The organism is Sporomusa sp. KB1 (assembly GCF_007830295.1).
In the GTDB taxonomy this organism is placed as follows: domain Bacteria; phylum Bacillota; class Negativicutes; order Sporomusales; family Sporomusaceae; genus Sporomusa.
The window spans coordinates 1,800,922-1,816,699 of sequence record NZ_VLKC01000002.1 but is presented as its reverse complement, the minus strand read 5'-3'; the positions used below and the strand labels follow the sequence as shown (position 1 = coordinate 1,816,699).

The window sequence follows — 15,778 nt, the reverse complement described above, 5'->3', positions numbered from 1 at the left end:
CCTCAATTTTTTTGATCAATACATCCAATCAACGTTACTTACGCTTCCTCACGAACAACATACTTTACCCATCATTACACTTGATATGATCAATTTTAAACACATACACCTCACCTTCTGCAGGATATAAAAATCTAAGTATTTCTTACAAACGTAATACAGTATCAAATAAATATATTGTATTATGTTTATAAGAAAAATAAGCACCCTCCCGTAACATACTGGTTACACTGTTCTAAATAATTGTAATTTTCGGATAATAAATTCCCGAACGTAGTCCTTTTGTGTCTCTCCAGCAACCAGCACGTAACCTACTTATAGAATCACCCATCACAGGCAAGCTCTACCCCTCATTATCAATAATAAATTCCACTATTAGAAACTTTAATAATATTTAGATATTTTAATATAGACTCTGTTCTTGGAGTAATTATCGACTTTGCCTGTCAAGTAGATAATTACTTTCTAGATATCTTTCATATTTATAATATCATTAATAGAGGTGTTGGTAAAATTGAAAAAATAAATACGTATATTCTATTTTGTTGAAGACAGTGATAGCATTGAAGAATCGATTCCAAATCCAATTTAGTATATACTGATAGTAAGGTTTGCTGAGATATTTCAGGGAATAGGAGAAGTGCTATGAAGAAATTCGGTGATATGAAGGCCCGTTTTTTAGGTGTTCATGACCTAATGAAATTCAGGGTTACGGAAATACTGTTGATATCTACTGAGTACGACGCATATGTCCTTGAAGAAGATGGACAGTTAGCTGAGCAGATTTACCATCAGTTCAACGATTTAAGTATTCCTTTTATACCCAGGATTCATTGGGTAGCCAACGGGGAAGATGCTTGCGAAGAACTGGCAACGGGAACCATTCATTTGATTATTACTATGTCCCGCATAAGCGATATGAGCTCATTTGAGGTTGAAACCAAAATCCATAGAACCTACCCAGACATTCCGATTGTTATGCTTTCTTATGACCGGTTGACTCCGGAAATGATTGCCCGAATCCGGAAAATTTCTTGTATAAACAGGGTGTTTCACTGGTCAGGAGACAATAGGGTTTTATTAGCGATCATTAAATATATTGAAGACCAGCAAAATTTAGAGGCAGATAGCAAGTTGGGAGTTCAGTCCATCCTTTTGGTGGATGATTCTCCGGCGTATTATTCGCAGATTTTGCCTATTATTTATACCGAAATTTTGACACAAACTCGCTGCTTGGTGCTGCATGCCATGAACATCAACCATGGTTTGCTTAGAGTCCGCCTTAGGCCGAAGATTCTTCTTGCGGAAACCTATGAAGAAGCAATGGCGATTATTAGCAAGTATCGCTACAATTTATTGGGAGTGATTTCAGATGTACGGTTTCCTATGGAGGGAAAACTTAATCCCTTGGCTGGTTTTGAACTGAACCAAAGAGTGCGGGAGATGATCCCCGACCTACCGTTTTTATTACAATCAGAGGAATTGGAGAATGCGGAAAGAGCGATTGCATTACATTTGGATTTTCTGAACAAAAACTCCCCCAATCTACTGCACAATCTGCGTACCTATATTCTGGAAAACTACGGTTTCGGTTCTTTTGTGTTTAAGTATCCTGATGGAAGAGTCATTGCTGAAGCAAACGACATCACAAGTTTAGAAAGGATAATCCGTGATCTGCCAGATGAGAGTCTGTACTATCATGCGACCAAAAATCACTTTTCGCGTTGGTTCCGCGCGCGGGTCGAAGTTGAAGTGGCGGACAAATTGCGATTTGTGGACACGGAGCAAGTGGGCAGTGCTTCTGATATTCGGGCCTATATCCTAAAAGTGTTAAATGATTATTTTCAAAAATACCAATCTGGGTTGGTGCTTGATTTTGAAGGTCTTTCCAAAAAGGATATGGAGAACGCGTTCATTAAACTGGGGACAGGCTCCTTGGGAGGGAAGGCCAGAGGGGTTGCCTATATGAACGTAATGATTGCCAAGGCCCAGCTGACAGATAAGTATGAAGACATGAAAGTCAAGGTGCCGCGCTCATTTGTTATTGGCAGTGATGTTTTTGAAAAGTTTATTGAAGAGAACGAACTTTATTCCTTTCTTGCCACTAACCCAACAGAAGAGGCGATTGCGCAAAAATTTACCCAAAGCTCTTTACCAATTGCTATGCAAGAAAACCTGCGTGTCTTGACCCAACATATAAAATGTCCGCTCGCAGTTCGCTCATCGAGCATCCTGGAGGATTCGAGAATATTGCCTTTTGCCGGTATCTATAATACATATGTAGTTCCAAATAGCCACACAGACTGTGAAGTTCGGTTTAAACAGCTTGCGGATGCGGTTAAGCTGGTCTATGCTTCGGTGTTTTATGCGGCTCCTGTGCAATATGCCAAGAATGCGGATATTCGGATTGAAGAAGAGAAAATGGCTGTTCTGATTCAGGAATTGGTTGGTGAACGCTATGGCGACCTCTATTACCCAGCCATTTCCGGCGTGGCTCAATCCTATAATTTTTATCCTTATTATCCGTTACAGCCGGAAGAAGGGACAGTAAGTCTGGCGCTGGGATTAGGAAAAGCCATTGTTGAAGGTGAGCGGGTATACCGTTTCTCCCCGGCTCATCCCAAACTCAATCCTCTCGTTTCTGGTCCCAAGGAGTATTTAAAACAATCGCAAAATGCGTTCTATGCTATAAATATCAAAGAATCTGCCGATATCACGTTGCATGCCGACGAAAACTATATTTACAAGAAGCTGACGGTTTCTCAGGCACATAAAGATCAGTCACTGGAGTATACTGGCAGCACCTATTCGGCTGAAAATGACTGCATTTATGACAACGTATATCAGACGGGGCCCAAGCTGGTGACGTTTGCGCCCATTCTCAAGTACAACAGGCTGCCACTGACGCAAATTATTAAAGACTTGCTGCGGCTAGGAAAACAATCGTTTGGCACAGATGTTGAAATCGAATTTGCCGTCAATATTCCTAAGGATGCAAGCAAACCTAAGGAGTTTAATTTCTTGCAGATTAGGCCGATGGTGGTCGGCAGAGAAGCATTTCAGATCAATATGGACGAGTCGATAGATTCCTGGTGCTGCAGTAAACGCACCATTGGCAACGGAATCTATCAAAATATCTACGATATCATTTTTGTAGACCCTGAGACCTTTACTTTGCAGGAAAGTGTGCAAATTGCCAGTGAGATCAGTGAGCTAAACCAGAGACTGTTCAAGGAAGGGCGCCGGTGCATTCTCGTTGGCTTTGGGCGGCTGGGAACATCGGATCGATGGCTGGGAATTCCTCTGGCATGGGAGCAAATGTCGCAGGCGCTGATTATTGTGGAAGTCGATCTTAAAGACCTCCGTCCCGAACCTTCGCTTGGCAGTCATTTCTTTCATAATTTGACGGCTACCCATATGGGATACTTCCATATTCAATATGATAATGAAGCTGAGGGGATGCTTGATTGGGAGTGGCTGCTCAAACAACCGGTTCTGCAGCACACAAAACATGTCAAGCTGGTTAGACGGCAGGAGGCCTTCCAGGTTAAAATTGATGGTAGGAGCTTTAAGGGGATTATCTACAAATAAACAAGCTTTTCATAGTAACATCATGGGATAGAAAATATAAAAAGACGGCTATAAAAAGCCGTCCATGGAGATTGATCTATTTAAGAACTTTACCGTTTATAGCCGTAGCCACCACCGCTTTGTTTTTATTGCGGCGTTCTTCTACGTCTGATAACTCACGGGCGAACTCAAGGTCCATTGGGTTCCTCTCATTACGGCACTGTTCGTTATTTTCGCGACGGTTTTCGTTTCTCATAGAATCACCTCCAGCAATAGGTTGCCCACAGGAAGAAACAAGATAACTGGTAATTAATTACTGGATACTTGTGGTGCTTATTTCATCCTGTCCTGGAGACAATAGCAGCCTAAAGAGAGGTTTTAGTCCTGATTTTTGTATTGACTATTAGTTTGTCTTACTATAAGATTATAACTAAAATTCCTGTATTACATGATAATGCAAAGTTAATAGGCAAACTTATTGCAAGCTGAGGACGCAAAGCTATGGGCCTAAGGACAGATTGGTCTATGACTGGCAAGTTGCCGATTCGTAAAGAATTGTACTTGTTGGCATCAATCCATTATAGATTGGTGCCATTTATTTTCTCAAAATGAGTATTGTCTGATTAACTACCATGGAAAGCCACACTGACAGCAGCATACAGCTGCGAATTTATAGTACTGTTTCGGTAACACGGAGGATCAGTCCGCAGATATGGAGGAATATTTATGCTTCAAGTGTTTAAAGCAGTCGAGGAAAAACGTACAGAATTGGAACAATTACGGATTATAATTCAAGCAACCGAAATTACTTACCGTCAAAAAGGTGAAATTCCTACAGCAGAACGCCTAAAAAATCTAGAAACAAAGTTAGCAAAGGCTATTCATATTTTGAGCACCGAATCGTGACGAATTATTTCTGTTCAAACAAACTTCATATTTGCCTAATAAAATAAGTGTCATAACGACACGAGCCTATTGGCATGCGGATAATTTTATTAGTGACAGTTTTTCACTGCCTATCATAAAGTACATGGATAGGTTATTTCTTTCGTGGGAGGTATTATATCCATGTTCTCTAGTTGTGGTTGTGATTCTCTCACTCCGGAGCGTGATTGGACTTGGCTTATATTAGTCATCGTTGTACTTTTGTTAAGAATCTTTTGCTGTTCGGATTGTACTTCTGACTATTAGTCACTCGCGCTGGGAATGGAAAGAATGATTAACCCCCACCCATAGTTCAGCCCCTGGCGTGTGCCAGGGGCCGTTTTTAGGATAACCGTGAATGAATGGATTAGACAGCCCATGTCCAAGCCTATGATGCCACAGCTTGGTTAGTTTTCGTGCTCCATATTAAATTTCTCCTGCAGCATAACAATTTTCTCGGTTGGAACGAGGTAATCGATATACTGTCTGATTACACTGCATTTTAAAATTGTATTTTGACTAATTGCTTCGCCCAGTATTTCCGCTCTTATTAGAATTTCAGCCTCATTAACGCCTAGTAAAGAGCGCATTCCAGTGGAACTGCTGAAGCGAGGATTTATTTCGAAAATGTAAGGCTTACCGCTCAAGAGGCGCAATTGAAAGTTGCTCGGCCCGTAAGGTTTTAGAACCTGGGCCACTTTTTTGCAATAATCGGTGATCTCTGTGAAATCACCCGAGTCTGCCGACATAGTCATGCCGTCTTGCAAGCATCTCTTTAATGTTATCCCTGACAGAATTCTGCCGTTGGCTCCGGTACAAATACCGGTCGTAAATTCACCGCAGTTATCTGGTAAATATTGCTGAAGAATGATGCCTTTTTTGTTTTCGAGCAGCGGGTGAAGATCTTCATATTGGTTAACAATGTACAAGCCCTGTGATCCCGCACCCTCTCTCGGTTTAATTACGATGGGAAATTGCACGTCTTTAACAAATTGCTCGAGTTGATCCTGATCTTCCGGATAGCGAATGGTAAGCGGAAAATAAAAGTTATTTTCTTTTAAAAAGTTTACCGTAAGCCATTTGTCATTACATAAATTTAGTGTTTCGGGAAAATTAGTAAACACTTTAGCACCGGTCTTGTTTTCAATATCCAGTTTATTATGGCTATAAAAAGCAAGCTCATGGGAGGAAGCAACAAAAATAGCGTGTATATTCTCCTTTGCAATAATAGTTAACAAGCTAGTTAAATAGAGTTCCTCCTGATGGGCGGGTGGCACGATATAGGCCTGGTGTGCGAGGTATAGGCCTACTGTACGGGCGCTCACATCACAGGCCACCAGTTTTAGGGGTAGCTTTGATTTCAGTAAAGATTGAATGATGGCTACTCCGTAGAGCGAGCCAGAACCCGATATCAATACATTTACTTTTTTCACAAGATCACCTGCTTGGTAAGATAGTCCTTGCTATTGGGGCCACAATTAAAAATCAAATCCACTGCCGACAGATTAGAGATGAAGTCTCCCCACACCTGTGAGTAAACAGGATGTTCAAACTCCTGGTAAACCAGCCGAATGTTGTTTCTCGCAAATGCCGCCTCGTCATTATAGGTTCGGGCTCCGTTACCGGAGAGGTAGATATCAGCTTTACATTGCTTACATAGACTAAGGATACGTTCCCCTTTGGTTCCTTCAATTCCGGGGATTTCGGAAGAGCGTATCATTGGCGTATTAATTTCTAAAATTTCTCGAATAACCTGGATCAACCGCAGGTTCAGGTCTATCAGCAGTTCCCCCGGATTTTTATAAATGGGGGAAAATAAGTTTTTGTATTTCTGCCAATAGGGCGAACGTGCATAGCAAGTTTCTAATGAACCCCAGTGGTTTGAATACCACGGGAAATCATTTTGAATGACAGTATCTTTAATCAGGCCCTTTTTTCTACTAATCTGTACGCTTAATAATCGTTCTCCCTCCGGGCCTTTGATTTTGTTTTTTTTAGTAACTTCCCTTCTAGAGATAAGGACATCATCCAGAATGACAAACAAATCACAGGACATCATTTTGTGAAAATATCCCAGCCATGGCAGATAATTCGGTTGATGGCCGCTAATAATCACGTGCAATCCCCCTCAACGGTAATTATTAATTACTTCTACAATGGTTGTTAAGTCACTCTGGGAAAGAGCCGGGTGAACCGGTATTGAAACACAGTTATCAGCCAGATCTTCTGCCACCGGCCACGTACCGGAGCAGGCCGCCATAGTTTTGTATACCGGCTGAGCCGGTATTATTAACGGGTAGTGAATGCCATAGCCGATGCCGTTGGCAGCCAGGTAAGTCGTGAAAGCATCTCTATTTTTCATTTTCAAGGTATATTGATGGTAAACATGCCTTCTACCTGGTGGTGATACTGGTTTTTGGATGCAAGGATTTACAATGTGGTCATCGTAGAATTTTGCGTTGGCTATTCTTTTTTGGTTATATAGCTCTAATTTTTTTAGTTGCTCAAGCCCGATAGCTGCATGAATGTTGGTCATTCGGTAGTTATATCCCACCATTTCATGGTAGTAGCGCTGGCGTTGTCCCTGATTGACCAGTATTTTTACTTTTTCTGCGATCATTGGGTCATCGGTTAATACCATGCCGCCTTCTCCGGCGGTTATATTTTTGGTGGGGTAAAAACTAAAGGCCGAAGCAGTGCCGAAGGTACCGACCTTTTGATCCTGGTAAGTAGCTCCGTGTGCCTGGGCACAATCTTCCAGGAGGATAAGCTTGTTTTTTTTCGCAATTTCTTGAATGGCATCCATATCTGCCGGTAACCCAAAAAGATGAACTATGAGTACAGCTTTGGCTTCTGGGTGGTCTTTCACGGCAGTATTTAATGCGGAGGGCGAAAGATTATACGTTACCGGGTCGATATCAGCAAAAATCGGGGTAGCCCCGGTGTATAAAATTGCATTAGCCGTAGCTATAAACGAGTAGGGAGTAGTGATGACCTTATCTCCGGCACCGATACCCATGGCCTGCAGGATTACGTGCAGTGCGGTCGTACCAGAGGAAGTAGCAATAGCATACTGGGAATCGTGATACCGCTTAAACTCATCTTCAAACTCCTGAACATAGCTGCCTGCTGCCAGCATGCCGCTGCGCAAAACATCTATCACCCGATCTTCCTCTTCTTTACCTAACAGGGGTTTGGCATGGGGAATCATGTAAACAACTCCTCCTTAATGTGCAGCTTTAATTGATGACACAGTTGATTGTTGTCTTTGTGTCCTGTTCTGATGCCAATAAAGTGACCGTTTATGGGGCGGCCCAGCGTATAAAGGTCACCCAGCAGGTCTAGCACCTTATGTCTTGCCGGCTCGTTAGCCCATTGCAAATTTATGGGATCCTTTGATATGACGAGGCAGTCCTCAATACTTTTTCCAATCAATTTGACAACTGTTTCATATTCATTTTCCAGAATGTATGACCGTGCTGTTGCCAGTTCGGAAGCAAAATCGAAAGAATTGTCGAAGGTAAAATGAGCCAACTGAGTGGGAATTTCTTTATCCGGGTAGTCAAGCAAGTATGTGAGAGTAAGCTCAGGTGCAGGTAATGCCAGCAGGAACCGGTCATAACGCTTTTCTTGATGAAAAAATGGGTTTGCGATACAAACCGGTTCTTGTACGCTAAAGCATCTTTTGGGCACATCCTGTAAAACAGGTTCTGCCTTTAAAAAAGTTTGCACAAAATCCCTGCTGCTGAAGCTGCTTACCACCGGAATAAACGGACTGCTTAAGCTAACCTTTACATTATCCAGGCCCAGTCCTGCAATGGCAGCCAGCAGGTGTTCAGTGTGCTCAATGCGTATATCGTTGTTAACAAGTGAAGTCCAGCGGGCGTCTACCCGTGCATATTCCGGCCGGCATGGAACTTCCGGCTTTCCCGGTAAATCTTCTCTGATAAAAATGATCCCGGTATCAGGTGGGGCCGGCTGAAACGTTACTGTGGTATAGGTTTGACCGGTAATACTAACGCCGGTGCAGCAAGCTGTTTGTTTTATTGTTTTCTGCATCATTTTCCCCGGCTTAAACTAGTAAGCGTAAGGATTTGCGCAGCTCTGTCACTGTACGTATTATGGTAAAAATATACTTCCCGCTGACCGTTTAAAGCAATTTCCTTCCTCTTTTCTTCCTGGTTCAAGTAATAATCCACCAGGCGCAGGGTTTCCTCTTCCGACTGGGTAACGGCTAAATGTTTTCCCGGGTTAAACTTCTCTAAAACGGCGGGAGTAGCCGGGGCCAGAAGAAATCCCCGGGCACCCATAACCTCGTAGGTTCGTGAGGTTAGCTCTGTGGTCACGTTTTGAAACCCGAGAATTATTTTAGCCGAACTGTAAACATGGTTTGTTTCCTGATATGATAATTTACCCCGCAGGTGCCGGGCATCTACGTTAAATCCAACAATATCCGGGTCTAGATTCTCCCAGCGTTTGCCCCAAATGGATACATCATAGCCTCTTTCTACCAATGGTTTTAATAATATCCGGGCGCTGTCACGGCGATAGGAACTCCAGGTTATCCCGGCGGTGGCTACAAGCGCGATATCGCATTTGTATTTTTCCATCGGTTCAGCAGGCCGGTGAAACTCCGGATTGCAGGCCCAGGGCAAATAGTAAGCTTTAAAACCAAGCTGTTGGTAAAAAGCTACTGATTCCCGGTCTATTGTAAAAATATATTCCGGCTTTGTTGCTTTAATATAGGGTAATGACCAATCATCCGTCCAGCGGGGATCCTCTGTCGCCCAGTAGGCATGCGTTAATTGGTATTTCTCCACCATATCCCCTAGTATTTTAAGTCTTGAATCAGTGTGTATTTTAGTCCACCCAGTAGTTACCACAAGGTCTGGATGATATTCTGTCAACAATTGTTCCAGTTCTTCTTCTACGATGTCGGTTAATATCTTTACTTCACACCCGTTTTTTTCAAACCCGGGAGGTAAGCCCAGTAAATACTGGGGATCCACGTCAATAAAAAGTATTTTCACAAAATCATCTCCATTTATAAATCAAGATAATACGATTCCCGTAATATGCCCCGCCCGCCAAATTTTTCTTTAAATTCGAAGAGACCTTGATTTATCACTAGCCCCTTGTTCTCGGTGGAAATACCCCAATCCAAATAATCATAACCCTTTTCCATACCCCAGCTAATCAATTTGTAAAACAGTAGTTCAAGTGAGCGTAGGTTCTGGTATTTATTGTTACTGGCAATGTAGAAACAGTTAATAACACGGCTGTTGAGTAGAAAGACGACTACTCCGCTAACCATTTCTTCTTGCAGAAAAGCGGCAAATAACTTTATTGACTGTGGGTACCTATTGGTTAAATCAGTGATTTCCGCTAACGTATGGGTGGGCTCTGCATGATGCTTTTGTTTAAGGTTATCTGTAAGAATACTCCAATAGGCTGTTAAATCATTGCTTTCTTCGATAGTAACCCCGAGCTTTTGCGCTTTTCGAATATTCCTTTGTGTACTCTCGATCAGGTGATCTGAAGCATTGGCAAGCGCTTTTATCGGCAATGCCGTGGCTAACTCGGTAGTGTTTATGGAAAAACCGTAATACCGTAAGGCAAATTCTATTTCGTCACTGGGCCAAAAATGATAAATTCGAGGGACCATTTTTATTTGGATAGCGTTAAAGTTATCAGACTTACAGTATTCAGTTAATAAGGGTACCAAGGCCATTGCTTCGTAGGTGCCAAACTTTTGGTCAACGATGATTCCGCCGTGTGAAGCACCAGGATAAGAAGAGAAAACTTTTTTTTGACCTTCCATTTTTTGAGCCGCCGGTATTACAGCAATTAAATTACCGTGGGAATTATAAACCATCAAGGAACAATCAACAAACCGGCCCGGAGGGTGATAGTTTAGAAAAGTTCGCTGCTGCATAAATGTACCGTTCCGTGAGGTGCCGATGAAATTATCCCAGTCTTTTTGATGCGATTGGTTATATATCTCAAGCTTTACCATCTAAACCACCATTCCCATCCCAAGAGAGTTTTGCTCCGTTGTGTAAGAGTGATTGTTCCGCCAGATCCATCGCCTTTATTACCCAGATAATATCTGCTGATCCGGTTTTGGGCGGTGACTTGGTCTTTATACAGTCAACAAAATGCATACACTGGTTAGTTAAGGGTAAATTTTTTTCGAACCCGGGCATAGTAATTTCGCCGCTATTAGATAGTAGCTGTAACTTATCGGTGTCTTTGACATCGTCAAAGACCATTGTCATTTGTTCTCCGGAAATTACCACCTGTCGTTTTTTAATTGGGCTGATCCAGTTTGCATGAAATTGTACAAGTAGGTTATCAGGAAATTCCATAGTAATGATAACTAGGTCATAAATATTTTGTTGCCGATAACTTACTCCATGTGCAGACACCCATTTCGGATTGCTGTTAACCAGGCATCTGACCATTGAAAGATCATGCACAGTGAGATCCCAGTGCACACCCACATCATTATGGTTTTTTCCAAGGCTGGTACGCTCCAGTAAAATATAACGCAACCGTCCTGGCAAGCCCTGACTAATATACTCTTGCATTTTTAATACTGCGGGGTGATATTCCATTAAATGCCCTGCCATTAAAATGCTATTATTCTTTTCAGCCAGCTTAATTAAGGTATCTGCTTCATGATAGGAAACAGTGCACGGCTTTTCCACCAACACCGCCTTGTTTTGCGATAAAAATTCTGTTGCGATGGAAAAGTGGCTATGAGGTGGTGTTGCAATGATAACACCATCCAAATGGTCATCATTTAAAAGTTCACGGTAGTCGGTAGTTGTTCTTATATTGGGATAAGTTTTTCTGACCTTTTGCAGCGATTCTTCTTTTATATCACATATACATTGAAGTTTTACTTCTGGTATAGAGCATAAAGTGTTGATGTAATTAAACCCCCAAGCGCCACAGCCTACCAATCCAGTTCTAATCATATTTCACCCACCACGCTTTAAGTTTAAATAAAAAGTTACTATTTACTAGTAGGGTATTCTGCAAATACTGGAAAGGTGATAACTTAAGGATTGTAAATCATTTCCTCCTACAAAAAAGTTCCCCTGGATTAGACAGGGGTGCCACAGGACAGGTCTGTTGACACGCGGATGAGTAAACGGTAAATTCTGCATAGGGGCAACAGTGTGATATACTCGAATGAAAAGCCAAACACAGATTTACCACAGCATGCTGCGAGGTAAGAGGTATAGGAAAAATAAGACAAGAAAATTTCGCAACAACTCATTTTCCGGCTTGAGTCGCGTAAGATACAAGTATATAATTGAAAAATAGATTATTTTGGATACTATTAGCGGTAAAATTAACGATTAAGTCTTGGTAATAAAGCTAAGACTTTTTTTGTTAAGGAGGTTTTTGTATGGCGATTAGACTGGAAAAACTATTTAAACAGGCGGCGCATTCCTATGAAATGAAGCTTATTGCCGGTAAAGGCGGAATAGGGAATATCATCAATTGGGTTCACATGATTGAGGATGATCAGGTTGCGGAGTTTTTACGCGGCAATGAACTGATAATTACCACCGGCATTGCTCATAATACAGAGGCTTGGCTCAATGGTTTTGCACACCGGCTTTTTCATAATCAGACAAGTGGACTTATCCTCAATGTAGGGCCGTATATCAACACTGTTCCGCAAGATGTTATTGATTTTTGTAACCATAGTAATTTTCCGCTATTCACCATACCGTGGCACATCCGTTTGGTAGATGTAACGCGCGATTTTTGCCGCCGTATTATTAAAAGCGAGCAAACAGAAATCGGGCTATCCAGTGCTTTTAAAAATGCTATTTTTTTCCCGGAAGATGTCTCACAATATCAGGCGCAGTTGGAACGGCACGGGTTTAATGCGTCCTCCTATTTTTGCGCAGTTGTGCTATCGATAAATTCATATGACGAGTCCAAAAGCAAGGAAGATATAGCTGCTGTCCGTTTTCGTATTGAAAATATTGTCAACCGGTTTGGTGATAAGTATAATATCTTTTCGCAGGATAATCGGCTAAATCTCGTATTGGCTAAGTACTCCGATAAAGATATAGCTGCCTGTATGAACAGCCTGATTGAGTACTACCAATCAGGCAGGCAAGGCTATAAACTGCATATCGGTATAGGGCAGAATGCAGAAGGATTGCCAAACTTGGCCAGAAGCTATAAACAGGCTTCCTCTGCGCTGCATATGGCAGTAAAAAGTGATCAGGCCAGGGTCTACTATCAACAATTAGGAATATATAAAATTCTGCTTTCGACAGAAGATAGTACCGTATTGAGCGAGGTTTACAATGATGTGCTGGGGAAGCTGGCTGACTATGATGTTGCTAAAAATACAGATTATATGAGTACACTTAAGGTATATCTTGAAAACGATGCCAGTGTACAGGCTGTGGCCAAACTCTCTTTTGTGCATCGCAATACGATTAACTATAAACTGAACAAAATCAAAGAAATTACGGGCTATGATATTGCTCGTGAGGAGGACCGGCTAAAGATCATGCTGGCCTTTATGATTAAAGATATTTTGTAGAGGAATCGCCGCTTGTGCTGTAGCACAAATTACTTTGTGTTTTGAACTATTGTGCTGCATGCTTTTGCAATGCTATACTTGGTACAAGAAAACAAGATAATGCTTACGAAATAAGGATAAAAGCAAAGGGGCTTTGTTCAATGAGAACAAAGCCCCTTTGTGTTATTCTAGGAGGTTTTATTGTGCAAAATGCTGCTTTACTGAGTGTACCCAAGATTATTGCCGGCAGCAATGCAATCGAAACATTGGGTAAAGAAATTGTGGGGATTGGCCGCAAGCCGCTCCTTATAATTGGTTCCGGTTCAATTAAACAAAATGGAACGCTTGATCGACTGACAGCTGGTTTGGGTGAAAACTATGCTTTATTTGAGAACGTGCCGTCAGATCCAGACATTGAAACAGTTAACGCCGGTCTTACTGTGTACAGGACGAGCGACTGCGACTGCATAGTGGCCGCGGGAGGCGGCAGTGTTCTTGATGCTGCTAAGGCCATTGGGCTACTGGCGGCGAATGCCGGCAAGATCACAGATTATGAATTTACACCGCCCAAATACAAATGCCCGCCAATTGTGGCGATACCAACAACGGCCGGTACGGGCAGCGAGGTTACAAAGTGGAGTATTATTACCGATCCGGTGCTGAAAAAGAAAATGGCTATCGGCCACGAATATCTGATGCCGGCAATGGTAGTGCTTGATCCGATATTGACAATTTCCATGCCAAGAGAAGTAACAGCAGCGACGGGGATGGATGCGTTGACACATGCTATCGAAGCCTTTATATCGGATAAGGCGACGCCGCTCTCCGAACTATGGAGTTTAAAAGCCATAAGCATGCTGACCAAGAATATCCTTACCGCAACCTATAATCCTACCGATATACATGCCCGGACAGAAATGCTGCTTGGGCAGATGTACGCCGGCGTTGCTTTTAATAACTCTTCGGTCGCTTTGGTACACGCGATGTCTAGACCCCTTGGTGCTTACTACGGTATTCCGCATGGGGAAGCTAATGCCATGCTGTTGGCGACAGTGCTTGAATTTAACCGACTGGCTTGCACTGATCGATATAAACCGATTGCCGAAGCAGTAGGTATTAGGACTGAAAACAAGGATCGGGATTATATTGCCAAAAGCCTTGTTTCTTACGTTGCCGAACTATTTAGCGCATTGCCCTTGAAAAATAAACTCAGGCAGTTTGAGGTATCTGTTGACGATATTCCCAAAATGGCGAAAGACGCTTATGTTAATGCCAGTGCCAGGGTCAACCCCCGCAAAGCCTTAGAATCTGAAGTGATTTCTATTTACAAAAGTATATATTAAGCCGGATGTCATCAGACGATTTCGTAAAAATAAATTGGAGTGATTGAAATGCTGACAGGACAGGAAGTTAAAGAAAAAGATTTGCAGTACAATTTACATTCGTGGTCAAAGCAGGGTAACCTCAACCCAATACCAGTAGCCAAAAGCGAGGGAATTTATTTTTGGGACTATGATGGCAAGCGCTATACAGATATGTCTTCCCAATTAGTAAACATGAATTTAGGACACGGCAATCCGGCGATTATAGCAGCGATCAAAGAGCAGGCAGAAAAACTTTGTTTCATAGCACCAAGCTATGCTGTGGAGTCGCGTTCCATCTTGGCCGAAAAACTGATCGCGGTACTGCCTGATAATATAGGCAAAGTGTTTTTTACTAACGGCGGAGCCGATGCGAATGAGAACGCCATAAAAATGGCCAGAATGTTCACCGGACGCAACAAGGTATTCAGCCGCTACCGCAGCTATCATGGTTCCACTTTTGGTGCTGGAAACCTTACCGGCGAACCAAGACGATATCCGTTGGAACCGGGTATTCCCGGCTTTGTAAAATTCTTTGATCCCTATATGTACCGGGAGCCGATTCAATTTGAGAGCCCGGAAAAAGCGGCAGCCTACTATGTGGCTAAACTGCGTGAACAAATTATTTATGAAGGTTCCAACAATGTTGCAGCGATTGTACTTGAGACGGTTACCGGCTCTAATGGGGTTATTATTCCGCCAGACGGCTATCTCCAGGGAGTCCGCAAAATTTGCGATGATTATGGCATTATGATGATTTGTGATGAAGTAATGGCCGGTTTTGGCCGCACTGGTAAAATGTTTGCCTTTGAACACTGGAATGTACAGCCTGATATTGTGTCCTTTGCAAAAGGTATTACTTGCGGTTATGTACCGCTAGGCGGGGTTGCGGTCAGCAAGGAAATTGCTGCTTACTTCAATGATAATACCCTGCTTTGCGGACTTACCTACAGTGGTCATCCCTTGGCCTGTGCCGCCGGTGTGGCAGCTTTGAACTATTATCAGGAGGCTGACATTCTGGGGAATGTTCAAAAAACCGGCAAGCTTTTAGGCGATATACTTGATGAGCTTAAAGCCAAACATGCCTGTGTCGGCGATGTAAGATATATCGGTTTATTCTCGGCAATTGAGTTAGTTAAGGACAAAGAGACCAGAGAGCCACTGGTGCAATATGGAACCGATCCGGAGGGTATTATGGGCCGCATTATTAAGATGCTGGTACAAAAAGGCTTTATCACTTATTCGCATGAAAATATGATTCTTGTTGCACCGCCATTAATTATTACCGCAGAGCAAATGGTGGAAGCCATGGCCATTATGGATGAAGTACTGGCTGTTGTGGATCGCGAATTTATCTAGTCGG

General features: G+C 42.5%; 13 protein-coding genes and 1 riboswitch. Of the genes, 5 read left to right on the top strand and 8 right to left on the bottom strand.

Going from position 1 to position 15,778, the window contains the following annotated elements; translation table 11 throughout:
• Positions 1-645 precede the first annotated feature (645 nt).
• Positions 646-3,591, top strand: coding sequence for a PEP/pyruvate-binding domain-containing protein (locus tag SALPA_RS12105; protein WP_145094149.1), 2,946 nt, complete (start codon positions 646-648; stop codon positions 3,589-3,591).
• A gap of 76 nt (positions 3,592-3,667) precedes the next feature.
• Here the strand turns inward: SALPA_RS12105 and SALPA_RS29030 are convergent, their stop codons facing one another.
• Positions 3,668-3,826, bottom strand: a complete 159-nt coding sequence (locus SALPA_RS29030) for a hypothetical protein (protein ID WP_186451051.1) — start codon at positions 3,824-3,826, stop codon at positions 3,668-3,670.
• 202 nt (positions 3,827-4,028) lie between these two features.
• Positions 4,029-4,115, top strand: a riboswitch (cyclic di-GMP riboswitch).
• Between the two features lie 181 nt (positions 4,116-4,296).
• Between SALPA_RS29030 and SALPA_RS12100 the strand changes: the two genes are divergently transcribed.
• Positions 4,297-4,476 carry a hypothetical protein gene (locus SALPA_RS12100; RefSeq protein WP_145094146.1) on the top strand — a complete coding sequence of 60 codons (180 nt, stop codon included), beginning with the start codon at positions 4,297-4,299 and terminating at the stop codon, positions 4,474-4,476.
• 425 nt (positions 4,477-4,901) lie between these two features.
• Here SALPA_RS12100 and SALPA_RS12095 read toward each other — a convergent pair whose 3' ends face one another.
• Genes SALPA_RS12095 through SALPA_RS12065 form a run of 7 tightly spaced genes read right to left on the bottom strand, consistent with a single transcriptional unit; the run spans position 4,902 to position 11,462 of the window.
• Entirely contained in the window at positions 4,902-5,927 is a 1,026-nt protein-coding gene (locus SALPA_RS12095) for an ATP-grasp domain-containing protein (protein ID WP_145094143.1), read from the bottom strand.
• Entirely contained in the window at positions 5,924-6,610 is a 687-nt protein-coding gene (locus tag SALPA_RS12090; protein WP_145094140.1) for a WbqC family protein, read from the bottom strand. Before SALPA_RS12090 ends, SALPA_RS12095 begins: the two co-directional genes overlap by 4 nt.
• A gap of 12 nt (positions 6,611-6,622) precedes the next feature.
• A complete protein-coding gene (locus SALPA_RS12085) occupies positions 6,623-7,705 on the bottom strand; it encodes a DegT/DnrJ/EryC1/StrS aminotransferase family protein (protein WP_145094137.1) in 1,083 nt (360 codons plus the stop codon).
• Complete coding sequence (locus SALPA_RS12080) at positions 7,702-8,556, bottom strand: UDP-3-O-acyl-N-acetylglucosamine deacetylase (protein WP_145094135.1); 855 nt, start codon at positions 8,554-8,556, stop codon at positions 7,702-7,704. The genes SALPA_RS12085 and SALPA_RS12080 overlap by 4 nt, the downstream gene beginning before the upstream one ends.
• The gene (locus SALPA_RS12075; RefSeq protein ID WP_145094132.1) at positions 8,553-9,524 is read right to left on the bottom strand and encodes a glycosyltransferase; all 972 of its coding nucleotides are present in this window, start codon (positions 9,522-9,524) and stop codon (positions 8,553-8,555) included. The genes SALPA_RS12080 and SALPA_RS12075 overlap by 4 nt, the downstream gene beginning before the upstream one ends.
• Positions 9,525-9,538: 14 nt before the next feature.
• Positions 9,539-10,510, bottom strand: coding sequence for a GNAT family N-acetyltransferase (locus SALPA_RS12070; RefSeq protein WP_145094129.1), 972 nt, complete (start codon positions 10,508-10,510; stop codon positions 9,539-9,541).
• Positions 10,497-11,462 (bottom strand): Gfo/Idh/MocA family protein, encoded by a 966-nt coding sequence (locus SALPA_RS12065; RefSeq protein WP_222427975.1) that lies wholly within the window; start codon positions 11,460-11,462, stop codon positions 10,497-10,499. The genes SALPA_RS12070 and SALPA_RS12065 overlap by 14 nt, the downstream gene beginning before the upstream one ends.
• A gap of 452 nt (positions 11,463-11,914) precedes the next feature.
• Here SALPA_RS12065 and SALPA_RS12060 point away from each other — a divergent pair, with 452 nt between their 5' ends.
• The 3 genes from SALPA_RS12060 to SALPA_RS12050 all read left to right on the top strand — a co-directional run bounded on the left by SALPA_RS12060 (position 11,915) and on the right by SALPA_RS12050 (position 15,774).
• A complete protein-coding gene (locus SALPA_RS12060) occupies positions 11,915-13,075 on the top strand; it encodes a PucR family transcriptional regulator (RefSeq protein WP_145094123.1) in 1,161 nt (386 codons plus the stop codon).
• A 182-nt stretch (positions 13,076-13,257) separates the two neighbouring features.
• Positions 13,258-14,397, top strand: coding sequence for an iron-containing alcohol dehydrogenase family protein (locus SALPA_RS12055; protein ID WP_186451050.1), 1,140 nt, complete (start codon positions 13,258-13,260; stop codon positions 14,395-14,397).
• A 48-nt stretch (positions 14,398-14,445) separates the two neighbouring features.
• Positions 14,446-15,774: an aminotransferase class III-fold pyridoxal phosphate-dependent enzyme gene (locus SALPA_RS12050; protein ID WP_222427974.1), complete on the top strand. Its 1,329-nt coding sequence runs from the start codon at positions 14,446-14,448 to the stop codon at positions 15,772-15,774.
• The last annotated feature ends 4 nt before the right edge of the window (positions 15,775-15,778 follow it).